General features: G+C 68.1%; 15 protein-coding genes. 7 read left to right on the top strand and 8 right to left on the bottom strand.

The window, feature by feature from the left end:
- Positions 1 to 32 precede the first annotated feature (32 nt).
- The 7 genes from gcvT to M1D55_RS09900 all read left to right on the top strand — a co-directional run bounded on the left by gcvT (position 33) and on the right by M1D55_RS09900 (position 8,611).
- Positions 33 to 1,160 carry a glycine cleavage system aminomethyltransferase GcvT gene (gene gcvT, locus M1D55_RS09930; RefSeq protein WP_456282104.1) on the top strand — a complete coding sequence of 376 codons (1,128 nt, stop codon included), beginning with the start codon at positions 33 to 35 and terminating at the stop codon, positions 1,158 to 1,160.
- Positions 1,161 to 1,265: 105 nt separating this feature from the next.
- On the top strand, positions 1,266 to 1,646 hold the full coding sequence (gcvH, locus tag M1D55_RS09925) for a glycine cleavage system protein GcvH (protein ID WP_006576219.1): 381 nt from the start codon (positions 1,266 to 1,268) through the stop codon (positions 1,644 to 1,646).
- A gap of 74 nt (positions 1,647 to 1,720) precedes the next feature.
- Positions 1,721 to 4,639 carry an aminomethyl-transferring glycine dehydrogenase gene (gcvP, locus tag M1D55_RS09920; RefSeq protein WP_456282103.1) on the top strand — a complete coding sequence of 973 codons (2,919 nt, stop codon included), beginning with the start codon at positions 1,721 to 1,723 and terminating at the stop codon, positions 4,637 to 4,639.
- A 125-nt stretch (positions 4,640 to 4,764) separates the two neighbouring features.
- Positions 4,765 to 5,298 carry a DUF421 domain-containing protein gene (locus tag M1D55_RS09915; protein WP_064574718.1) on the top strand — a complete coding sequence of 178 codons (534 nt, stop codon included), beginning with the start codon at positions 4,765 to 4,767 and terminating at the stop codon, positions 5,296 to 5,298.
- Between the two features lie 78 nt (positions 5,299 to 5,376).
- Complete coding sequence (locus tag M1D55_RS09910) at positions 5,377 to 6,753, top strand: L-serine ammonia-lyase (protein WP_006576221.1); 1,377 nt, start codon at positions 5,377 to 5,379, stop codon at positions 6,751 to 6,753.
- A 104-nt stretch (positions 6,754 to 6,857) separates the two neighbouring features.
- Positions 6,858 to 7,838, top strand: coding sequence for an Rpn family recombination-promoting nuclease/putative transposase (locus tag M1D55_RS09905; protein ID WP_456282102.1), 981 nt, complete (start codon positions 6,858 to 6,860; stop codon positions 7,836 to 7,838).
- 32 nt (positions 7,839 to 7,870) lie between these two features.
- The gene (locus M1D55_RS09900) at positions 7,871 to 8,611 is read left to right on the top strand and encodes an MBL fold metallo-hydrolase (protein ID WP_456282101.1); all 741 of its coding nucleotides are present in this window, start codon (positions 7,871 to 7,873) and stop codon (positions 8,609 to 8,611) included.
- Positions 8,612 to 8,653: 42 nt separating this feature from the next.
- Here the strand turns inward: M1D55_RS09900 and M1D55_RS09895 are convergent, their stop codons facing one another.
- From M1D55_RS09895 to M1D55_RS09860, 8 genes are all read right to left on the bottom strand, one after another.
- A complete protein-coding gene (locus M1D55_RS09895; protein WP_064574724.1) occupies positions 8,654 to 9,769 on the bottom strand; it encodes a YbdK family carboxylate-amine ligase in 1,116 nt (371 codons plus the stop codon).
- Complete coding sequence (locus tag M1D55_RS09890) at positions 9,769 to 10,992, bottom strand: cation:proton antiporter (protein WP_064574726.1); 1,224 nt, start codon at positions 10,990 to 10,992, stop codon at positions 9,769 to 9,771. The genes M1D55_RS09895 and M1D55_RS09890 overlap by 1 nt, the downstream gene beginning before the upstream one ends.
- Positions 10,993 to 11,115: 123 nt before the next feature.
- Entirely contained in the window at positions 11,116 to 13,044 is a 1,929-nt protein-coding gene (locus M1D55_RS09885) for a tetratricopeptide repeat protein (RefSeq protein WP_456282100.1), read from the bottom strand.
- Between the two features lie 225 nt (positions 13,045 to 13,269).
- Positions 13,270 to 14,421 (bottom strand): branched-chain amino acid ABC transporter substrate-binding protein, encoded by a 1,152-nt coding sequence (locus M1D55_RS09880; RefSeq protein WP_006579690.1) that lies wholly within the window; start codon positions 14,419 to 14,421, stop codon positions 13,270 to 13,272.
- A 211-nt stretch (positions 14,422 to 14,632) separates the two neighbouring features.
- Entirely contained in the window at positions 14,633 to 18,619 is a 3,987-nt protein-coding gene (gene putA / locus M1D55_RS09875; protein ID WP_456282099.1) for a trifunctional transcriptional regulator/proline dehydrogenase/L-glutamate gamma-semialdehyde dehydrogenase, read from the bottom strand.
- Between the two features lie 243 nt (positions 18,620 to 18,862).
- The gene (locus M1D55_RS09870) at positions 18,863 to 21,262 is read right to left on the bottom strand and encodes a primosomal protein N' (protein ID WP_456282768.1); all 2,400 of its coding nucleotides are present in this window, start codon (positions 21,260 to 21,262) and stop codon (positions 18,863 to 18,865) included.
- A 518-nt stretch (positions 21,263 to 21,780) separates the two neighbouring features.
- Positions 21,781 to 22,881 carry a uroporphyrinogen decarboxylase gene (hemE, locus tag M1D55_RS09865; protein WP_456282098.1) on the bottom strand — a complete coding sequence of 367 codons (1,101 nt, stop codon included), beginning with the start codon at positions 22,879 to 22,881 and terminating at the stop codon, positions 21,781 to 21,783.
- A gap of 105 nt (positions 22,882 to 22,986) precedes the next feature.
- Positions 22,987 to 23,949 (bottom strand): alpha/beta hydrolase, encoded by a 963-nt coding sequence (locus tag M1D55_RS09860; RefSeq protein WP_006579586.1) that lies wholly within the window; start codon positions 23,947 to 23,949, stop codon positions 22,987 to 22,989.
- Positions 23,950 to 24,084: the final 135 nt, after the last annotated feature.

The raw sequence follows: 24,084 nt of genomic DNA, 5'->3' as shown, positions 1-24,084 counted from the left end.
CGGACCGAACGATGCCACGCTCCGAGGAATCCATGACGCTCCAGGCCACCCCGCTCAACGCCATCCACCGCGCCCTCGGCGCCCGCATGGTCGATTTCGGCGGATGGGACATGCCGGTCAACTACGGCTCGCAGATCGAGGAACACCATGCGGTGCGCAGCGATGCGGGCATGTTCGACGTTTCGCACATGTGCGTCGTCGACCTCGCCGGACCCAATACCCGCGCCTTCCTGCGCGGACTGCTCGCCAACAACGTCGACAAGCTGCAAACCCCGGGCAAGGCGCTGTATTCCTGCATGCTCGACCCGAATGGCGGTGTGATCGACGACCTGATCGTCTATTTCTTCGCCGAGGACCGCTTCCGCCTGGTGGTCAACGCCAGCACCGCGACCGGCGATATCGACTGGATCCGCCAGCGCAATGCCGACACCGGCGCCGGCGTGACCATTTCTCCCCGTCGCACCGACAACGCCTCCGATAACGCCGCGCCGCTGGCCATCGTCGCCGTGCAGGGCCCGAACGCGCGCGCCAAGGTGTGGGCGGCCTTCCCGTCGACCCAGCCCAGCGAGGCGCTCAAGCCGTTCAATGCGATGGTCGTCGAGGATGCCGCGATCGGCGAAATCATGGTGGCGCGCACCGGCTACACCGGCGAGGACGGCTTCGAGCTGGTCGTTCCGGCCGACAACGTCGCCGCGGTCTGGGAAAAGCTGCATGCCGCCGGCGTGCGTCCGGCCGGGCTCGGCGCGCGCGACACGCTGCGGCTCGAAGCCGGCATGAACCTGTACGGCCAGGACATGGACATCCACACCTCGCCGCTCGACGCCGGCCTGGCCTGGACCGTCGACCTGCAAAGCGAGCGCGATTTCGTCGGCAAGGCCGCGCTGGTGGCCAACGGCCAGCGCCAGCAGTTTGCCGGCCTGATCCTGCGCGACAAGGGCGGCGTGCTGCGCGCGCACCAGACCGTGCTGACCGCCGCCGGCGAGGGCGAGATCACCTCTGGCACCTTCAGCCCGACCCTGTCCCAATCGATCGCCTTCGCGCGCCTGCCCAAGGATGTGGCGCTCGGCAGCGAAGTCCAGGTGCTGATCCGCGACCGCAAACTGACTGCGACTGTGGTTAAACTGCCGTTTGTGCGCAATGGCAAGGCACTTGTGAGCTGACGGCTCACTGCGGACATCGTCCACCCGGTCACGCTGCGCCCCGCGGCCCCTTTCACCGATGGCACGCGGCGGCGCGACACAAGAATCTGAAATTGGAGAATCTCGATGAATTTCCCCGCTGACCTGAAGTACACCGAGTCGCACGAATGGGTGCGCGTCGAAACCGACGGCACGCTGACGATCGGCATCACCGATCACGCGCAGGATGCGCTCGGCGACATCGTCTTCCTGGAACTGCCCGAGGTCGGCAAGACGGTCGGCGCCGGCGACGCGCTGGCGGTCGTCGAATCGGTCAAGGCCGCGTCGGACATCTACGCGCCGGTGGCCGGTGAAGTGGTCGCCGTCAACGACGCCGTCAAGGACGCGCCCGAGAGCGTCAACGCCAACGCCTTCGATGCCTGGCTGTTCAAGATCAAGCCGGCCAACGGCGACGACGTCAACGGCCTGATGACGGCCGACGCCTACAAGGCCAGCGTCGGCGCCTGAGCCCGGCGCCCCGCCCGCGGCGCCGATGCATGGCTGACCACCATGCCCCGGCCCGCCTCTCCGAGTCACTTGCCATGAACGCTCCCCTGCCCATGAACGCCGCTCAATCCGCTCGCCCTTCGCTGGCCGAACTCGAAGCTCGCGACGCCTTCTCCCACCGCCATATCGGTCCCGACGCCGCCGAACAGCAGCACATGCTGAAGGTGCTGGGCTACGACAGCCGCGCCGCGCTGATGGACGCCATCATCCCGGCCGCGATCCGCCGCCGCGACGGCATGCCGCTGGGCGAATTCACCGAGCCGCTGAGCGAGGAAGCCGCGCTGGCCAAGCTGCGCGGCATCGCCGGCAAGAACAAGGTGTTCAAGAGCTTCATCGGCCAGGGCTACTACAACACGCTGACCCCGGGCGTGATCCTGCGCAACATCTTCGAAAACCCGGCCTGGTACACCGCCTACACGCCGTACCAGCCGGAGATCTCGCAGGGCCGCCTGGAGGCGATGCTGAACTTCCAGCAGATGGTCACCGACCTGACGGGCCTCGATATCGCCAATGCGTCGATGCTCGACGAAGGCACGGCCGCGGCCGAGGCGATGACGCTGCTGCAGCGCGTGAACAAGCACGCATCGAATACCTTCTACGTGGCCGACGACGTGTTGCCGCAGACGATCGAAGTGGTGCGCACGCGCGCGCTGCCGCTCGGCATCGAGGTCAAGGTCGGTCCCGCCGCCGACGCGGCGCAGGCGCACGCGTTCGGCGTGCTGCTGCAATTCCCGGGCGTCAACGGCGACGTGGCGGACTACCGCGCGATCGCCGATGCGGTCCACGCGGCCGGCGGCCTGGTGGTCGCCGCGGCCGACCTGCTGGCGCTGACGCTGCTCACCGCGCCGGGCGAATGGGGTGCGGACGTGGCGGTCGGCAATTCGCAGCGCTTCGGTGTGCCGCTGGGCTTCGGCGGCCCGCACGCCGGCTATATGGCCGTCAAGGACGCCTACAAGCGTTCGATGCCGGGCCGCCTGGTCGGCGTCACCGTCGACGCGCAGGGCAACAAGGCCTACCGGCTGGCGCTGCAGACGCGTGAGCAGCATATCCGCCGCGAGAAGGCGACCTCGAACATCTGTACCGCGCAGGTGCTGCTGGCGGTCATGGCGTCGATGTACGCGGTCTACCACGGGCCGCAGGGCCTGAAGCGGATCGCGCAGCGCGTGCACCGGCTGACCGCGACGCTGGCCGGCGGCCTGCAGGCGCTGGGCTACGCCCGCACCAACCAGACCTTCTTCGACACGCTGACGATCGAGACTGGTGCCGCCACCGAGGCGATCCACGCCGCGGCCGCCGCGCGCCAGATCAATCTGCGCCGCGCCGGCGCCACGCAGGTCGGCATCTCGCTGGACGAGACCACCAGCCGCGACGATGTGGTCGCGCTGTGGGAGATCTTCGCGCAGGGCAAGCCGGTGCCGGCCTTCGACGCACTGGAAGCCGCGGCCGATGATGGCTATCCGGCGGCGCTGTCGCGCCAGAGCGCCTACCTCACGCACCCGGTCTTCAACACCCACCATGCCGAGCACGAGATGCTGCGCTACCTGCGCATGCTGGCCGACAAGGATCTGGCGCTCGACCGCACGATGATCCCGCTGGGCTCCTGCACGATGAAGCTCAACGCGACCAGCGAGATGATCCCGGTCACCTGGCCCGAGTTCTCGAGCATCCATCCGTTCGCGCCGGACGACCAGACCGTCGGCTACCGCGAGATGATCGCCCAGCTCGAGGCGATGCTGTGCGCGGCCACCGGCTACGCCGCCGTCAGCCTGCAGCCCAACGCCGGCTCGCAAGGCGAATACGCCGGCCTGCAGATCATCCACGCCTACCATGCGAGCCGCGGCGAGAGCCATCGCAACATCTGCCTGATCCCGTCGTCGGCGCACGGCACCAACCCGGCGTCCGCGCAGATGGCCGGCATGCAGGTGGTGGTCGTGGCCTGCGACGAGGACGGCAACGTCGACCTGGCCGATCTGGAGAAGAAGGCCGCGCAGCATGGCAAGAACCTGGCGGCGATCATGATCACCTACCCGTCCACGCACGGCGTGTTCGAGGAAGGCGTGCAGCGCATCTGCGAGATCGTCCACAGCCACGGCGGCCAGGTCTATGTCGACGGCGCCAACATGAACGCGATGGTCGGCACCGCCGCGCCGGGGCAGTTCGGCGGCGACGTGTCGCACCTGAACCTGCACAAGACCTTCTGCATCCCGCACGGCGGCGGCGGCCCGGGCGTCGGTCCGGTTGCGGTCGGCGCGCACCTGGCCCCGTTCCTGCCGAACCACACCAGCACCGGCTATCGCCGCGCCGATGACGGCATCGGCGCCATCTCTGCCGCGCCCTACGGCTCGGCCAGCATCCTGCCGATCTCGTGGATGTATATCGCGATGATGGGCGCGCGCGGACTGACCGCCGCCACCGAGAACGCGATCCTGGCGGCCAACTACGTCGCCAAGCGGCTGTCGGACTACTACCCGGTGCTGTACACCGGCGGCAACGGCCATATCGCGCACGAGTGCATTCTCGACCTGCGTCCGATCCAGAAAGCGACCGGCATCAGCAACGAGGATGTCGCCAAGCGGCTGATGGACTATGGCTTCCATGCGCCGACGATGAGCTTCCCGGTGCCCGGCACGCTGATGATCGAGCCGACCGAGAGCGAGGCGCTGCACGAGCTGGACCGCTTCATCGACGCGATGATCGCGATCCGCAAGGAAATCGCGCGCGTCGAGGACGGCAGCTTCGACCGCGAGGACAACCCGCTGAAGAACGCGCCTCACACCGCGGCGGTCATCACCGCCAACGAGTGGAATCACAAGTACACGCGTGAGGAAGCCGCCTATCCGGTCGCCTCGCTGCGGACGCAGAAGTACTGGCCGCCGGTCGGCCGGGCCGACAACGTCTACGGCGATCGCAACCTGTTCTGCTCCTGCGTGCCGATGAGCGCCTACGAGGAGTAAGCGGGCACGCTTCCTGCAGCAGCAGGCACGGCGACGCCATCGCCGCCCGGACGCAGTCCGGCGTCCAGGAGGATTCCGGCCCCCGGCGCTTGCGCCGGGGCCGTCATCGTCAAGGAGGACTGTCGATGTGGGAACTGAACGCGCCGTGGTGGGAATTCGTTGTCCGGGGTCTGATCATCTATTTCGCCCTGCTGGTGCTGATGCGGCTGGGCGGCAAGCGCCAGATCGGCCAGATGACACCGTTCGATCTGGTACTGCTGCTGATCCTGTCCGAAGGCGTGCAGAACGCCATGGTCGGCGACGACAAATCGGTATCGGGCGGGCTGATCCTGGCGGTCACGCTGATCGGCGGCAACCTGCTGGTCAGCTGGCTCAGCTGGCGCAGCCGCGGCATCGAATATGCGGTCGAGGGCAAGCCGCAATTGCTGATCCGGGACGGCAAGGTGTTCCAGGACGTCATGAAAGGGGCGCGCATCACCAGCGACGACCTGATGAAGGTTTTGCGACGCGAAAACTGCAATAGCCTCGACGACGTGCATGTGGCCATCCTCGAGAACGACGGTGCCATCAGCGTACTGAAGCACAAGGACCGGCCGGAAAAGCCGCCCGGCCCCGGCGTGTCGCTGTGGCAGCGGCCGGAGGACGACAAGCCGGTGTAGTGCCCGGGGGCAAGGCCGGCGGGACCGCCGCCGGTCCGTCGGTTGGCCGGTCCCAACCGGTGGTGAAAGGAGATTCAATTGGCTGTCAGCGTTTTCGACCTGTTCAAGGTCGGCATCGGGCCATCGAGCTCGCATACGGTGGGACCGATGCGTGCGGCCGGCATGTTCGCGCACGGACTGGAGCGCGACGGCCTGCTGCCGCAAGTGGCCAGCGTGCGGGTCGAACTGTACGGCTCGCTTGGCGCGACCGGCAAGGGACACGGCACCGACAAGGGCGTGATCCTCGGCCTGCTCGGCGAGGCGCCGGACACCATCGATCCGGACACCATCGACGCCAGGCTGGCCCAGCTTCGCGCGTCGCGCACGCTGGCGCTGCTCGGCAAGCATCCGATTCCCTTCGTCGAGAAGGAACACATTGCGTTCTACCGGCGCGAGGCGATGGCCGAGCATCCGAACGGCATGAAATTCCATGCCTTCGATGCCGCCGGCGCAACGCTGCGCGAGGGCCGCTATCTGTCGGTCGGCGGCGGCTTCGTCGTCAGCGCCGGCGCCGCCAACACGCAGGTGCTCGAAGCGGACCGGCAACTGCCGCATCCGTTCCGCAGCGGCCGCGCGATGCTCGACATGGCGAGCAGCACCGGCAAGTCGATTGCGCAGCTGATGCTCGAGAACGAATGCACGTGGCGCAGCGAAGCCGACGTGCGCGCGGGCCTGCTGCATATCTGGCAGGTGATGCAGGCCTGCGTCGCGCGCGGCTGCCGCACCGATGGCGAGCTGCCCGGCCCGTTCAAGGTCAAGCGGCGTGCGCCCGAGCTGCACCGCAATCTGACCGAGCGCGCCGAACGGACGCTGTCGGACCCGCTGTCGGTGATGGACTGGGTCAACCTCTATGCGATGGCCGTCAACGAGGAAAATGCGGCCGGTGGCCGCGTGGTGACCGCGCCGACCAACGGCGCGGCGGGCATCATCCCGGCCGTGCTGCATTACTACGATCGCTTCGTGCCGGGCGCGAACGAGCGCGGCGTCATCGACTTCCTGCTGACGGCCGGCGCGATCGGCCTGCTGTACAAGCTGAACGCGTCGATCTCCGGCGCCGAAGTGGGCTGCCAGGGCGAGGTCGGCGTCGCGTGTTCGATGGCCGCCGGCGCGCTGGCCGCGGTGCTTGGCGGCACGCCGGAACAGGTCGAGAATGCCGCGGAGATCGGCATGGAACACAACCTCGGCCTGACATGCGATCCGGTCGGCGGGCTGGTGCAGATTCCCTGCATCGAACGCAATGCGATGGCCTCGGTCAAGGCCGTCAACGCGGCGCGCATGGCGCTGCGCGGCGACGGCAATCACTATGTCTCGCTCGATTCGGTGATCAAGACCATGCGCGAAACCGGCGCCGACATGAAGACCAAATACAAGGAAACGGCGCGCGGCGGACTCGCGGTCAATATCGTCGAGTGCTGACCTTCGGCCTGCCGTTCGAACACTAAAGTAGCACGTACTTTTGTGGAATCCCGCGTCTCCCCGGCGCGGCATTCTCTCGGCTCCGCCACTGCGATGCGTGTGCCATGCCGAACCACGATGCCTGCTACAAGACCTTGTTCTCCACGCCGGAACTCGTCCGTGACCTGCTGCGCGATTTCGTGCCGGGAGACTGGGTTCGAAGCCTGGACTTCGATACCCTCGAACGGCGATCCGGAACCTACGTCACCGATGCGTTTCGCCAGCATGCAAGCGACATGGTATGGCGCATCCAGGCCGGCGGCGAGTGGGTCTATCTCTATCTGCTGATCGAGTTTCAAAGCACCGTCGATCGCCATATGGCGATTCGCATGACGAATTACGTCACGTGCCTCGATCTCGAGCTGATCCGTGGTCAGAATATGCTCGACGGAGGCCGCCTGCCCCCGGTACTGCCTGTTGTCATCTACAACGGCGAGGGCAGGTGGACTGCGACGACCGACATCGCCGACCTGTCACCACGACTGCCCGGCGAACTATCTGGCTACCAGCCCCGCTGCAAGTATCTGCTGGTCGACGCAAGCCGATACTCGGACGAGGAACTGGCCAGGCTCGACAATCTGGTCGCCACCGTGTTCCGCTTCGAAAACGCGACCAGCGAGGATACGTTGCTCGACACGGTCCACTGGCTCAGGCAGCGCGTCGCCGATAACCCGGTTCTGTCGAACACTTTCGTACGCTGGCTGAAGGATGTAGGCTCACGGCATCGCCATGCCGGTCTGGATTTCACGAATGTACACAACCTGATGGAGGCTGAAATGTCGCTGTCGACGAATATCGCACGGTGGAAGGCCAACTACAGACTCGAAGGCCTGCAAGAAGGCCGACTGGAAGGCCTGCAGGAGGGCCGGCAGGAAGGTCTGCAGCAAGGCCAGGCCATGATGCTGCGAAACATGCTTGCCAAACGGTTCGGTCCTCTGCCGGCCGAGCTGGAAACACGATTGAACGGCGCCTCGGCCGAACAATTGCAAGCCTGGGGAGAAAGGTTGCTCAGCGCCCAACACCTCGCCGACGTATTCGAAGCCTGAACCCTGGCGACCGATTGCCAGTATTCCCGCAGATGCAAACCTTCCATCAACTCTTCGACCCCGAGTCCTGCACCTACACGTATCTGCTGATCGATGCGGCGACGCGCGATGCCGTGCTGATCGATCCGGTCGACCGTCAGCTCGAACGCGATCTGGCGCTGGTGCAGCAGACCGGTGTACGCCTGGCCTGGGTCATCGAAACCCACGCGCACGCGGACCACATCACCTCGGCAGGCCATGTCGCGCAACGTACCGGCGCGCATACCGCCGCGCCGTCGGGCTGCGAGATCCGGCCGGCGCTGAAGCAGTTGATCGACGGCGACACCATCGCGTTCGGCACGCAGGCGCTGCGCGCGGTCCATACCCCGGGCCATACGGCCGGCAGCATGAGCTATCTGTGGGAAGAGCCGCAGCCGGACGGCGGCGTGGTGCGCCGCGTCTTTACCGGCGATGCGTTGTTGATCGATGGCTGCGGACGCACGGACTTCCAGTCGGGCGACGCCGGCACGCTCTACGACAGCCTGACGCGCAAGCTGTTTGCGTTGCCCGACGACACGCTGGTGTATCCGGCCCATGACTACAAGGGCCGCACCCATTCAACGATCGGGAACGAGCGGGCGACCAACAGCCGGCTGTGCGGCCGCACGCGCGAAGAATTCATCGAAATGATGAAGGGGCTGAACCTGCCGCCGCCGAAGCTGCTGGCGGTCGCCGTGCCCGCCAACCAGCGGCTGGGCCTTGGCGACGGCGACAACATCCCGCACGGGATCTGACCCCCGCGCTCGAACGCAGAATGCGCGGCGGGCGCGCTGCCGTCAGCCCGCCCAGCGGTCGCAGCTCTGCCGCACCGCTTCGCGCAGGCTGCGCGTATCGGCATCGACCTGCCGCGCCCATTCCGCGTCGCCACGGCGGCTGGCAGCCAGCATGCGGATATTGGCCAGCGCCTCCAGCGAACCAAGCGCTTCGGCATGCGGCACCAGCACGTCGCAGATCGACAGGATATGGTCGGCGATCGGCATCCGCGTCAATTCGTTGGGATGCACGTACTCGCCGTCGAGGCCGAAGCGGCAGGCCTGGAAGCGGTTGAAGGTGTAGACCAGGTAGTCGTCCTCTTCCGGCATGAACGGCCGCGACAGCAGCAGATAGCGCGCCAGCGCCTGGATATAGGCCGCGATATCGCAGGCGCGCGCAACCGTCAGCGGCGTGTCCATGACGCGGACTTCGATGGTGCCGAACTCCGGCTTGGGACGGATATCCCAGTAGAAGTCCTTCATGCTCTCGATCACGCCCGTCTTGCGCATCTTCTCGAAGTACGCGGTGAAGGCGTCCCACGTCAGCATGAAGGGCGCGCGGCCGCTCATCGGGAAGGCCGCGACCGAATTCAGCCGCGCGGAAGCAAAGCCGGTATCGACGCCCTGTACATACGGCGACGACGCCGCCAGCGCGATGAAGTGCGGCACGTAGCGGCCGATCGCATGCAGCAGGAACAGCGAATCGTCGGCGGTCGGGCAGCCGATATGCACGTGCTGGCCAAACACCGTGAATTGCTTGGCCAGATAGCCGTACAACTCCGAGATGTACTGGTAGCGCGGCGAGTCGGAGATCGTGCGGTCGGCCCACTGCTGGAACGGGTGCGTGCCGCCGCCGCAGATGCCGAGATTCAGCGAATGCGAGGCCTCGACCATCAGGTCGCGCATCGTCGTCAGCTCGGACAGCGCCTGCGCGTAGTCGTGGCAGATCCCGGTGCTGATCTCGATCATCGACGGACTGATCTCCGGCTTGATATCGCCGGCATGCTGGGCCCCCTTCAGCAGCCGCAGCAGGTCGGGCGCGAACGGCGCCAGATCATAGTCATGGCGATTGACCAGCTGCATCTCCAGCTCGACGCCGAAGGTCAGCGCCTCGGATTGCTTGAACGGTTCGAGTGACATCAGCGCCCTCCTCCATTGCCTCTGACCTCGCCGGCATAGCGAAGTGCCCACGCGGCCAGCACCGGCGCCGCGATCTGCTCGATCGCCAGCGCGCACAGCACGATCGCGTTGAGCATTTCCCCGGTCTCAGGATAGAGCCGCGCCACATCGCTCATCAGCAGGTAGGCCAGACCCGACATCGGCCCGAGCGCCACGCCAAGCGCCACGCACTGCCGCAGGCTCAGGCCCGAAAACGAACCCAGCGAGACCACGCCCCCAAGCTTGGCCAGATGCCGCAGCAGCACCAGCACGATCGCGGCGACGCCGGCGATGGACCAGTCACGCACGGTCACCGGCAGCCCCAGCGACACCACCATCACGATGATCAGCAACGTGCCGGCGCTGCCAAAATGCGCCGGCCACACACGCGGCTGATTGTCCTGATGCTTGAACACGACGCCGGCCAGCAGCAACGTCAACGGCATCGACAGCTTCAGCAGCCGCGTCAGCGCCAGCGTGAACAGCACGATGCCGACCAGCACCAGGAAGCTGTACTGATCGTCGGCCGGCATCCGCGCATAGACCGCCTGGCTCAGCTTGCCGACCAGCCACGCCAGCAGGCAGGAGCCGACCAGCAGATACAGCGGATGCAGCAGCGCGGCGCCGAGATTGCCGTATTCCGAGTGCAGCCAGCCGGTCGCCAGCTGCACGATCACCGCCGCATACATGCTGTTCAGCGCGGTCATCGCCATCAGCCGTTCGGTGACCTGGCCCTCCGCGCGCAGTTCGTTCTTCAGCTGCAGCACGATCGACGGCGACGTGCTGACCGCGATGCCGCCCGCGAGGATCGCGACGGTCGGGCTTACGCCGATCCATTGCAGCACCGCGGTGACGAGGCCCCAGGTCAGCAGGGACTCGGAGGCGCTGGTAAACAGCAGCCAGCGATTGGCGCGCAGCCAGACCAGCGACAGCCGATGCCCGAGTTCGAACAGCGCCAGCGCCAGCGCCATGTCGATCAGGATGCGGGTCTGGGCAATCATCGTCTGGTCGACGATGGGCCGCCCCAGCGTGCCGGCCAACAGACCGGTAGCGGCATAACCGACGATACGCGGCAATCTCAGATACATCCGGCAGACTTCGCCGGCAAGGCCCGCGCCTACCAGCGCGAGGCCGACCCAGAACAGCCCGCTGGGAGCGAGCGGCCAGGTCGGAAATAGTTGGCTCAATCCATTCATGGGTGACATCCTAACGGAAGGGCCTTTGAACCCGTGTCCGGGTTTGTCCGACAAGGCACGAGTTTTGCTGAGGTTTCTGCCAGTGTTCTTTCGGATCGCGTCTGCGCTGACCTCACCCACTGCACCGCTGGTCTACACGCCCCAGATTTTCCAGGCCGGCCGCGTCGCCTTCAGTGCGTTTTCGACCTTCGCGTACAACGCGCGCGTGCGGCCCTGCGCGGCCCCGCGCGCCCGCGCCTGCAGGAACAGCGCCCGTGCCTCCTCGCGCCGGGCCAGGCCCAGCGCAGCCTGCGCGGCGTGCAGGTGCACGTCGGCCTCCCAATCGTCGCGCACCGCGAAGGCGGCTTGGAAGTCGGTCAACGCCTGCGCGTACTGCTCGGCGTCGAGGCGGATCAGTCCGCGCTGCAGCCGCGCGGCCGCCTGGTCCTCGGCATCGCCCTCGGTCAGCGCGATCGCACGCTCGAACAGCGGCAAGGCGCGTTCGTTGTCGGCCAGGCCACGCCAGATACGGCCGAAGGCGTCGTAGACCCAGGCGTCCTCGATCGCCACCGCACGCGCCTGCAAGGCCTCGATCTCGTCCAGCGCCAGCGCGCGCTCGCGCGCTTCCATCGACGCGGCGGAGTTCGCCAGCAGCGTGGCGAAATGCGTGCGCGCATGCGCCATCGACAGCGCGGCCTCGCTGCGCTCCTCGACCGGCAGCGCATCGAGCCTCGCTTCCATATGCGAGATCGCCGCGCGCGCCGCAGCGATCGCCTCGTTGCCGCCGATCGCCTTCCAGGCATGGATCAGCCGGCTGAACACCCAGGTCACCTGGCCCGCATGGCGGTCCAGCGGATAGCGGTTCAGTACCTCGCCGGCGATTTCGACCACGCGCTGATGGCGACCGGCCGCGTCGTGGCAGGCCAGCAGATCCAGCCAGTGCTCGATGAAATCGCTGGCCGCGATGCCCTTGTCGTGCAGCGCGATGCGTTCGTCGCGCTGCGCGGGGTCGTCGAGGTCGAGGCGGCGCGCCAAGCGGTCGCACAGCAGCGAATAGATATGCGGATCGGCGTCGTCGTAGCCGCCCTCGCCGGTGGCGAAATACTGTTCGAAGCGCGCCAGGCCCGTCTGCCAGGCGCGCAGCAGCTGCGGCCGCAGCACGTCCGCCGACGCGGGTACGCGCTCGATGAAGTCCGCCAGCGCGAGACCGGCAAGGTAATAGCCATGCGCGTCGGTGGCCGCCCCGGTCAACGAGAAATCGCGCCAGGGCTCGGCCTCGCCGCCCTGGTGGCGCCACTCGAGCTCGCGCACCTGCGCCTTCGGGTCCGGCACCTGGCGCTGGTAGACCGCCAGATCGCTGCGCGCGCCGGCCAGATCGCCGGAGCGCAGGCGCAGCGGCGCGAGGATGCGCCGCGCGTGCGGGTGGTCCGGCTCCTCGGCCAGCACCATCTGCGCCTGCTGCGCGGCCAGCGCGTCGCCCTGCTCCTCGCTCATCTCCAGCAGATCGGCATTGTCCAGGCCGATGCGGGCCAGGCACAGCCGCAGCATCGGCTCGGCGCGCCGGCCCTCGGCCTCCGCGCCCTGCACGTGGTCGGCGGCCAGGCCCAGAATGTCGTGCGCGCCCAGATCCGGGGCGCGATACAGCAGGTCGTACCAATAGCGCCCCGCCTCGGCGAACTGGCCCAGCCGGTAATGCGCGAGTCCCGCATGCAGCTGCGCGCTCCATTCGCCGGTCGCCAGCCCATTGCGCCGCGCTGCTTCCACCAGCCACGGCAGCGCCTCGGCGAAACGCTGCTGGTTCATCAGCAGCATGCCGTAGCGATGCGCGAGCACGCCGCGCGAGGCCCAGCGGTGCGCCGGCTGCAACGGCAGGTCGGGCAGCCGGGCCAGCGCCGCGTCGAGCGCGGCCAGCGCCTGCTCGGGCTCGCCCTTGTCGAACAGCAGCCGGGCGCGCAGCGCCTCGTAATCGACGACCTCGGGCCGCTGGCGCGCCAACGCGTCGATCACCGCCAGCGCTTCGTCGTAGCGCTCCTGCGTGGCGAGCTCGATGGCGTGGTCGTAGCTGACTGGCTGCGCGGACACGGGTACTCCTTCAGGGTGATGGGCAAAGAGGGACAACTGGGATAGCGAGGAAACGGCAAGACCGCGATTATGCGCCACCGGCGAGGCAAGGCCGCGGAACGGGCCCAGCCGCCGCCAGCGGCACGGCCGTCACGACCGGCGCGGCCACCAAAGAAAACGCCACCCCGGGGGGTGGCGTTCCGAACTGCGAGTCAACGGTGGACCAACCTTGGGCAACCGCCAGGCTTACTTGCCGCCCAGCGTTTCCAGCACGGTCCACTTGCCGCCGACGACCTTGTAGACGGTGATGCCGCCGTCCTTGAGGTCGCCGCGCGCGTCGTAGGCCAGCGTCTTGGTGGTGACGCCCGGCATGTTGGTCGCCGCCAGCACCGGCAGGTAGCGCGCCGGATCGGCCGAACCGGCCTTGACCATCGCGGTCATCAGCGCGGTGGCGCCGTCGTAGGCGTACGGCGAGTAGGTCTGGACCTTGCTCTTGAAACGCTTCTCGTAGTCCTGCGCATACTTGGCGCCGCCCGGCATCTGCTCCAGCGGCAGGCCGGCCAGCGACACCACCGTGCCTTCGGCGGCCGGACCGGCCAGCTTCAGGAAGTTGTCCGTCTTGGACATCTCGCCCGATACCAGCGGCGCCTTCAGGCCCAGTTCCTTGATCTGCTTGGCCATCGGCGCGGACTGCGTCTCGGCGCCGCCGAAGAAGATGATGTCCGGGTTGCTGCGCTTGATGTTGGTCAGCACGGCCTTGAAGTCCACCGCCTTGTCGTTGGTGTACTCGCGGCGCACGATCTTGCCGCCCGCGGCCTTGGCGGCCTTCTCGAACTCGTCGGCCAGGCCCTGGCCGTAAGCTGTGCGGTCATCGACGATGGCGATGTTCTTGGCACCCAGCTTCTTGACCACGAAGGTGCCGATCACCGAACCCTGCTGGGTGTCGGACGTCATCATGCGGAAGGTGGTCTTGAAGCCCTGGCGGGTGTATTCCGGCGCGGTCGCCATCGCGATCTGCGCGATGCCGGCGCGGTTGTAGACCATCGAGGCCGGGATGCTGGTGCCCGAGTTGAAATGGCCCAGCATGCCCTGGATGCCGTTGTCGACCAGCTTCTGCGCCACCACCGAACCGGTCTTCGGATCGGCCTGGTCGTCCTCGGACAGCAGCACGAACTTGACTTCCTTGCCGCCGATCTTCGGCTTGGTGGCGTTCATCTGCTCGATCGCGAGCACCACGCCGTTCTGCATGTCCTTGCCGTACTGCGCCTGGCCGCCGGTCATCGGCGCGGCAAAGCCGAGCTTGATCTCCTGCGCCTGCGCGAACGCGGCGGACGCCGCGGTCAGGCCGGCGATCGTCAGTGCGACGGTCAGCGCCGTCTTGTGGAAGGTCGTGTTCATCCGTTCTCCTTGGGTAGCCTGTAGGCCGGTTCACTGCACTGTTGGAAGCGTTCGGCCCACCCCTGCGGACCACGCTTTCTTTGGTGGCACAGCGAGGGCGGGATCACCGCCGCACCTGCGCCTGTCTGGCGCCCAACCCGGACGTCTGACGATACGTCAGCCGATACGTCGGACCAGGTCGGGCGGTCAGTCTTGCGGTCGGTCGTTGCGGTCAGCCGATCGTCATCAGGCTCGCGTTGCCGCCGGCCGCCGCGGTATTGACCGACAGCGAGCGCTCCATCAGCAGACGCTCCAGCGCGATGCCGGTGTCGCCATGGCCCAGCCCCTGCACGCCGACGATCGGTCCGGGCCGCTGCGCGACCTGTTCGCATACCGCGCGCAGCTGGTCCGAGTCGCCGTGGTGCAGCACCGCATCGAAGGCCACGTCGGCCGCGGTCCAGTCGGCAATCAGGCGGACGCGCGATTGTACTGCCTTCGGCAGGCGCGCATACAGCGTGCGCGCGGGTTCGACGTCCGGCCACAACACGCCGGCACCGACCGCCAGCACGGCCGCCAGTTGCGTGGCCAGATCGGCCTCGTTTGGCGCCAGGCACAGCACCGTTTCGCGCGGCAGCAGCGTGTAGGTATTGCGCTCGCCGGTGGGGCCCGGCAGCGTCACCGTCATGCCCGAGGTCGAGGCAGCGGCAAAGCGCTCGCACTGCTGCGCCAGCTCCGGCATGGCGGCGGCGCTCGCCGCCCACTGGCGGTAGGCGTCGAACGCGGCCTGAGCCTCGGGCCGCAGCGTCGCGCGCGGCTCCGCGGCCGGCGCGTCGGCCGCCGCGGCGGCACGGGCGGCGGCAACGAACGCGTCCTGCGGACAGGTCGACAGCAGGCGGTGCAGATACAGCGGGCCGCCAGCCTTCGGGCCGGTGCCCGACAGGCCCTCGCCGCCGAACGGCTGCACGCCGACCACCGCGCCGACGATGTTGCGGTTGACGTAGAGATTGCCGACATGGGCGCGCGCGACGATGTGCTCGATGGTTTCGTCGATGCGGGTGTGCACGCCCATCGTCAGGCCGTACCCGGTGGCGTTGATCTGGTCGAGCAGCGCGTCCAGGCGCGCGCGCTGGTAGCGCACCACGTGCAGCACCGGACCGAACACCTCGCGCTGCAGCTCGCCGATGTGGTTCAGCTCGATCAGCGTCGGCGGCACGAAGGTGCCATGGCGGCATGCGGCCGACTGCGCGGCGTTGGCATCGGCCTGATGGACGCGGCGGCCCTTGGCCCGCATCGCCTCGATATGCTTGACGATGCCGGCGCGCGCCTCCTCGTCGATCACCGGGCCAACATCGGTCGACAGACGATCCGGATTGGCCATCGTCAGTTCGGCCATCGCGCCCTTGAGCATCTCCAGCACGCGGTCGGCCACATCTTCCTGCAGGCACAGCACGCGCAGCGCGGAGCAGCGCTGGCCCGCCGAATCGAACGCCGAGGTCACGACATCGGCGACCACTTGCTCGGCCAGCGCCGACGAGTCGACGATCATCGCGTTCTGGCCGCCGGTCTCCGCGATCAGCGGCACCGGACGGCCGGCGGCATCGAGGCGGCCGGCGAGGTTACGCTGCAGCAGCCGCGCGACCTCTGTCGAGCCGGTGAACATCACGCCCTTGACGCGCGCATCGCCGACCAGCGCCGCGCCGACGGTCTCGCCGCGGCCCGGCAGCAGCTGCACCGCGCCGGCCGGCACGCCGGCCTCGCGCAGCAGGCGCACCGCCTGCGCCGCGATCAGCGGGGTCTGTTCGGCCGGCTTGGCCAGCACCGTGTTGCCCGCGGCCAGCGCCGCGGCCACCTGGCCGGTGAAGATCGCCAGCGGGAAGTTCCACGGGCTGATGCAGACGACTGGACCGAGCGGGCGGTGCGTGTCGTTGGAAAAATGCTCGCGCACCTGCACCGCGTAGTAGCGCAGGAAGTCGACCGCTTCGCGCACTTCGGCGATCGCGTTCGAGAACGTCTTGCCGGCCTCGCGCATGATCACGCCCATCAGCGCCTGCATCTGCGCTTCCATCAGGTCGGCGGCACGCTCGAGTGCGGCGGCGCGGACCTCGGGCGGCGTCGCCTGCCAGATCGGGGCGGCGTTGATCGCGGCCTGCAGCGCGGCCTCGACGTCGGCCGCGCTGGCCTCGGTGACCTGGCCGACCACATCGCGATGGTCCGAAGGATTGAGCACCGGCGCGGTGTCGCCGCCTCCCACGGCGTCAACGCCCAGCATCGGCTCGGCGCTCAGGCGCTCGGTGGCGCCATGCAGCAGCGCCGATGACAGCGAGGCCAGCCGATGTTCGTTCGACAGGTCGAGGCCCGCCGAATTGGCGCGCGCCTTGCCGTACAGGGTGCGCGGCATCGGAATGCGCGGGTGCGGCAGGCCCAGCGTGCCTTCTTCCTTGTGCATCCGTTCTACCTGAACGACCGGGTCGGCCACCAGCTCGTCCAGCGAAATCGTGTCGTCGGCAATGCGGTTGACGAACGACGTATTGGCGCCGTTCTCCAGCAGGCGCCGCACCAGATAGGCCAGCAGCGTCTCGTGCGTGCCGACCGGCGCATAGATCCGGCACGGCCGGTTCAGCTTGCCCTCGGCGACCGGGCCGACCACCTGGTCGTACAGCGGCTCGCCCATGCCGTGCAGGCACTGGAACTCGTACTGGCCCGGGTAATAGCTATGGCCGGCGATCTGGTAGATCGCCGCCAGCGTGTGCGCGTTGTGGGTGGCGAACTGGGGATAGATCGCGTCGGGCACCGACAGCAGCTTGCGCGCGCAGGCCAGGTACGACACATCGGTGTAGACCTTGCGCGTGTAGACCGGATAGCCCTCCAGGCCGTCGACCTGGGCGCGCTTGATCTCGCTGTCCCAGTAGGCGCCCTTGACCAGCCGGATCATCAGGCGGTGGCGGCTGCGGCGGGCCAGGTCGATCAGATAGTCGATCACGAAGGGGCAACGCTTCTGGTAGCCCTGCACGACGAAGCCGATGCCATTCCAGCCGGCCAGTTCCGGCTCGAAACAGAGCCGCTCCAGCAGGTCCAGCGAGATCTCCAGCCGGTCGGCTTCCTCGGCGTCGATATTGATGCCGATGTCGTACTGGCGAGCCAGCAGCGTCAGCGACTTGAGCCGGCCGTACAGCTCGCCGAGCACGCGCTCGTGCTGGGCGCGGCTGTAGCGCGGATGCAGCGCCGACAGCTTGATCGAGATGCCCGGGCCCTCGTAGATGCCGCGGCCGCGCGAGGCCTGGCCGATCGCGTGGATCGCCTGCTCGTAGGAGGCCAGGTAGCGCTGCGCGTCGGCCTCGGTCATCGCGGCCTCGCCCAGCATGTCGTACGAATAGCGGAAGCCCTGGGCCTCGTACTTGCGCGCGTTGGCCAGCGCCTCGGAGATGGTCTCGCCGGTGACGAACTGCTCGCCCATCAGCCGCATCGCCATGTCGACGCCCTTGCGGATCAGCGGCTCGCCGCCCTTGCCGATGATGCGGGTCAGCGCGCGGGTCAGGCCCGCCTCGTTGTGGGTCGACACCAGCTTGCCGGTGACCAGCAGGCCCCAGGTCGCGGCGTTGACGAACAGCGACGGGCTCTGCCCCAGGTGCGACTGCCAGTTGGCGCCGCTGATCTTGTCGCGGATCAGCGCGTCACGGGTGGCCTTGTCCGGAATGCGCAGCAGCGCCTCGGCCAGGCACATCAGCGCCACACCCTCCTGCGAGGACAGCGAGAACTCCTGGATCAGCCCTTGCACCAGCCCCTCGCGGCCGCTGCCGACTTTCTGCTGGCGCAGATTCAGGGCCAGCTTCTTCGCCATCGCCAGCGCGGCGTCCGCCTGCTGCTGCGGCAGCCGGGCCTGCTCGAGCAGCACCGGTACGCAGTCGGTCTCGGGCCGGCGGTAGGCGGACGTGATGGCCGCGCGCAGCACCGACTGGGGCTGGATGCTCTGGGCGAATTCGAGAAAGGGCTGGGGCGCGCCCTCGCCGGCGACCGCGTCGAGCGTGTCGGCACCATCGGCCTCGGGCTGGCCGCTGCCGTTGACATCGTGCGGCGCCTGTCCGCGCTCGATCTGCTCCAGGTAAGAGAAGATCGCCTGCTTGATCAGCCAGTGCGGCGTGCGGTCGATCGACTGGGCAACGCGCTTCAGGCGGTCGCGGGAGGCGTCGTCGAGCTTGACGCCGAGGGTGGTGGTGGCCATGCGAGGAGATCTCCGAGGAGCGCGCTTGCCGCTCTGGATGGCCAAGCCAAGCCAATGCGGGCCGGGATGGTCGGTGCGGAAGTCGCGCGATGTGACGCAAACTGGCGCGATCATACTCTCGAAGAAAGCCTGGGTGCAACTTGGTATAACCCACTAGTGCAACCCCGTCCCATCCGCTGACGTCAGGCGGTTGCACCACAACTCCGGCCGACCTCGATGTTCGGGGCTTTCGGGCGCTCCGGCTCAGATCCGCAGCGGGTCGATCTCCAGCTGCCAGCGCACCCCTTTGACGGTGGCCCCGACCTCGCCGAAAGTTTGCGTCCACTCTCCGACAAAGCGTTGCAGCGCCATGCGCGAGCCGCTCTCGATCAGCATCTGGGCGCGCTCCCGGTTGGCGATGCGGACCATCGACATCGGCACCGGATCGTGCAGTTGCACCTCGGCGGCCAGCGCCATGCCGTCGGCGCGCTCGCGCGCGGCATGCAGGAAGTCCAGCGCTCGTTGCAGTTGCCCGTGCTCGGCCGTCACCAGCACTTGATGGACGAAGGGCGGCAGCCCGGCCTGGCGCCGTTCCCGCAGCTGCGTGGCGGCGAAGCCGTCGTAGTCGTGCCGTACCAAAGCCTGCAGGGCGGGCGCGTCCGGATACCGCGTCTGGATCAGCACCTCGCCCGCCAGGCCGGCGCGTCCGGCGCGGCCCGACACCTGCATCAGTGAGGCGAACAGGTGCTCGGCCGCGCGGAAGTCGTGGCTGAACATCGCCGCGTCCGGATGGACGATGCCGACCAGCGTCACGCGCTGGAAGTCGTGGCCTTTGGCGATCATCTGGGTACCGACCAGGATGTCGACCTGGCCGGCGTGAACCTCGTCGAACATCGCCTGCGCGCTGCCTTTGCGGCGCGTCGAATCGGCGTCGATGCGGGCGATCCGGGCCTGCGGGAAGCGCGCGGCCAGCGCCTCTTCGATCCGCTGGGTGCCGCGGCCCAGCGGCGCGATGTCGACGTTGCCGCAGTCTGGGCAATGGTGCGGGATGCGGGCCTCGAGCCCGCAGTGATGGCAGCGCAGGCAGCGCTCGGGACGATGCAGCACCAGGTACGCCGAGCAGCGCGGACAGCCGGACAGCCAGCCGCAACTGTCGCAGGCGATCACCGGCGCATAGCCGCGCCGGTTCAGGAACAGCAGGCTCTGCTCACCGCGGGCCAGGCGCGCCTCGATCGCCTGCAGCAGCGGCGCCGACAGGCCCTCGTACAGCGGCCGCTGGCGCTGCCGCTCATGGTTCAGGTCGATCAGCCGCACCGTGGGCAGCACCGCGTCCGCCTGCGCGCGTTCGCGCAGTACCAGCTTGCGGTAGGCGCCCTGCTCGGCGCGCCACCACGATTCCATTGACGGCGTGGCCGAGCCCAGCACCACCGGGATGCCGAGCTGCTTGGCGCGCCAGACCGCCAGATCGCGAGCCGAGTAGCGCAGGCCCTCCTGCTGCTTGTACGAGGTGTCGTGCTCCTCGTCGACGACGATCAGTGCCAGCGTCGGCAGCGACGCCATCACCGCCATCCGCGTGCCGAGCACGATGCGCGCCTCGCCGCGATGCGCCGCCAGCCAGTGCAGCGTGCGCTCCTGGTCCGCCATGCCGCTGTGCAGCACCGCCAGCGGTGCCGCCGGGAAGCGCGCGGCGATGCGCGCCTGCAGCTGCGGCGTCAGATTGATTTCCGGCACCAGCATCAGCACCTGCGCGGCGGGGTCACGGGCCAGCGCGGTGGCGATCGCGTGCAGGTAGACCTCGGTCTTGCCGCTGCCGGTCACGCCGTGCAGCAGGAACGGCGCGAAGCCGGTGCCGGCGGCGATGGCGTCGACGGCCTGGCGCTGTTCCGGATGCAGCGCCGGGACCGGCAAGACTGGCGGCGCGGTGGCGGGCGGTGGCGGTTCGGTCGCTGCCGCCGTGTCGGCCTGATCAGCCGGAGCGCCCGGATCGCCCTGCCAGGTTGATTCCTGCGCGTCGACGGCCGTCAGCAACGGCCGGTCGATGGTCTCGCAGTCGATCCAGCCCGCCTCCGCCCATTGCGCCAGCCGCGCCGGCGCGGCCGTGCAGAGTGTCCGCGCGGCCTCCCGCGTCAGCCACTGTCCTTGCGAGGCGGCATCGACCAGCGCCTTCGCCAGCGCGCCGACCGAGCGCGCGCGCGGCGGCACCGCGGCCAGCAGCGCTTCGGCGCAGCCGTCGCGCAGGCGGAATTGCTCGGTGCGCGCGCGTGCCGCCAGCCGCGGCCACGCCTGCGGGTCACGCAAACCGGGCGGCAAGGCGGGCAGGATCACCTCACCGAGCCGCCGGTGGTAATAGGCAGCCGCGAAAGCGGCCAGTGCGAGCCAGTGCGCATTCAGCGGTGGCAGCCAGGCCAGCCGGTGCGAGACCGGCCGCAGCTTGTCGGCCGGTACCTCGCTGCGATCGGTACCGGCAATCGCCACGCCAACCATCTCGCGTCGGCCGAATGGTACGGCCACGACCTCCCCCGGGCGGACCCGGCCGCCGTCGGGATCGGCGTTCAGATAGTCGAAGCGGTCGTCGGCGGGCGTGTCCAGCGCGATCTGTACCAGCGGCGCTACGGTGCCTGCGGCTTCGTGTTGCGGCGGCGAGCTTGACGGAGATGATGACAGGGAGGACACGATCAGCGCGGGCGGCGATGGCAGACCGGGTCGGCCGCCGCTGGAGTGCGCACCATACCCGACACGTCGTCGCCGAGACTGTGCATCGGCGGCGCGCTGTCCGGAGTACGGCGGCGAGGCGCCGTCGATTGGGTGCAGTGCAGCATCAACTTAAAGTAAAACTTCAAATGTGGGGCTAAGTCGATGATAGATGACCAGTTTTCCCCTCTCTCCACATCGCCTGTGGATAACTTTGTTGAAAACTTGGGCCTACTTGCCGTGAAGGCGCGCTAAACAAGGCTTTCTGGGTCACCACCACGCTCCAAGGCCTGCTGTCAAGTCATTAAAAATCAATGACTTAGCAATATCCCCCAATCGTGTTAAGTAATAACCCGGTCGTGCACTGCGGAAAGCCCATTTGTGTGCATAAGTCAAGCCTTGACAGGCACCGATTCATCGCCGAAGCGCCATGATGGCGCCCCGCAAGCGCACGAATCGGCAGCACAGACGGCTTGCAGCAGGCGGCTGGCCTATGCCTGCGTGCCCTCGCGCTGCCGCAGCACCCGGCTGTGGCGATGCACTTCGTTCACCAGCACCGACACGCTCTCCGGCGGTGTGAATTGCGAAATGCCATGTCCGAGGTTGAAGACATGGCCATCGCTGCCACCGCCGGCCGCGTAATCGTCCAGCACGCGGCGCGCCTGTTCGCGAATGCCGGCCTCGTCCGCGAACAGCACGGTCGGGTCCAGGTTGCCCTGCAAGGCCACGCGGCCGCCGGTGCGCCGGCGAGCGGCGGCCAGATTGACGGTCCAGTCCAGGCCGATGGCGTCGGCGCCGCTGTCCGCCAGCTGCTCCAGCCACAGGCCGCCGCCCTTGGTAAAGACGATCACCGGCACGCTCTCGCCCTGATGCTCGCGGCGCAGGCCGGCGATGACCTTGCGCATGTAGTCCAGCGAGAAGCGCTGGTACATGCCGTCGGCCAGCGTGCCACCCCAGGTATCGAACAGCATCACGGCCTGCGCGCCGGCCTCGATCTGCGCGTTCAGGTAGGCGGATACCGCCTGCGCATTGATCTCCAGGATCCGGTGCATCAGGTCGGGACGGGCGTACATCATGCCCTTGACCAGCCGGAAGTCGTCGGAGCCGCCGCCTTCGACCATGTAGCAGGCCAGCGTCCACGGGCTGCCGGAGAAGCCGATCAGCGGCACGCGCTGGCGGCCGTCCTGCACCAGCGCGCGGCGGATCGACGCGACCGCATCGAATACGTACTGCAGCTCGCTCATGTCCGGCACCGCCAGCCTGGCGACATCGGCCTCGGTGCGCAGCGGCCGTGCAAAGCGCGGACCTTCGCCCTGCGCAAACGACAGGCCCAGGCCCATCGCATCGGGTACGGTCAGGATGTCGGAGAACAGGATCGCGGCGTCGAGCGGAAAGCGGTCGAGCGGCTGCAGCGTGACTTCGGTGGCAAAGGCCGGATTTTTCGCCAGGCCCAGGAAGCTGCCGGCCCGTGCGCGCGTGGCGTTGTACTCGGGCAGGTAGCGCCCGGCCTGGCGCATCAGCCACAGCGGTGTGTATTCGGTCGGCTGGCGGCGCAGCGCGCGCAGGAAGATGTCGTTTTGCAGTGCGGTCATGGCGGTCCTCGTCAGCAGCCCGCCATTCTACGGGATCGCCACCCCGGCGCCGCCACTATCAGCGGTATGGCGCTGCCATGATGCCGCGCACGCTTGCGCCCGGACTCATTCCTCGTCCAGCAATTGCACGAAGGCCTGGGCGCCGCGCCGCATCCATTCTCGGGCCCGCGGCGATTCGCCCTGCAAGCGGGCGAAGCCATGGGTCATGCCACTCGCCTCGATCGTGATCACCGCGGCGCCTTCGCGGACCAGATGATCGGCGTATGCGAGGCCGTCGTCGCGCAGCACGTCGTGAGCCGCGACCAGCACCACCGTCGACGGAGGGGCCGCGCCGGCGCCGCCGGGAAGCCGCGTCATCAGGTGCAGCCGGGGATCGTCCATCGCGGTACCGTCGGCGAGGCGGGCTTCGCCGACGAACTGCGCCCAGTACCACGCCATTTCGTCGCGGGTCAGGCCCGGCCCTGACGCAAAGGCGCGATAGCTCTCGCTGGCGAACCGGGGCGCGGTGACCGGATAGATCAGCAACTGCGCGCGCACCAGGCCAGGCGTATCGGCATTGGCCAGCGCCGCGGCCTGCGCCGCGAGATGGCCACCGGCGCTGTCGCCGGCGACGGCAAGGAAACGCGGATCGACGTCGAGCGCGTCGCGCCGTTCCGCCAGCCAGCGGATCGCGTCGAGCGCGTCGTCACAGGGGGCGGGATAGGCATGCTCGGGCGCCAGCCGGTAGTCGACGCTGACGACCGCGCAGCCGGTATCGAGTGCCAGCGCCGCGGCGACGCCATGATGGGTGTCGTGCGAGCCCACGACCCAGCCGCCGCCGTGGAAATAGACCAACAGGCGGGGCTTGTCCGGCTCGGTCGGCCGGAACAGTCGCGCGTTCAGCGCCCTGCCCTGCAGCGCGATTTGCAGCTCGGATATGGCCAGGCCATCCGGATCGGGGCGGCGCGACAGCGCCGCGACCTCGCGGAAGCGGGCGCGCCGCTCTACCGCATTGGCAGGCACCGGCGCGCCGGCATAGCGCTCGGCGAGTCCGCGATAGTAGGCAAGCAGGTCTGGGTCGATGGCCATGGCGCGCTGGGCAACAAACGTGGAGTGGAACGAAAGAGGGAATGCGAGGGGCGAAGCGAAAGGTCGAATCGAAAGGTCGAGTCGAAAGGTCGAATCGGAGGCCCGAATGATAGGCGAGAGCGACAATATGCGGCG

The sequence above is a fragment of the Cupriavidus sp. JZ107 genome (assembly GCF_053903255.1).
This window is presented reverse-complemented; position numbering and strand designations above follow the sequence as displayed.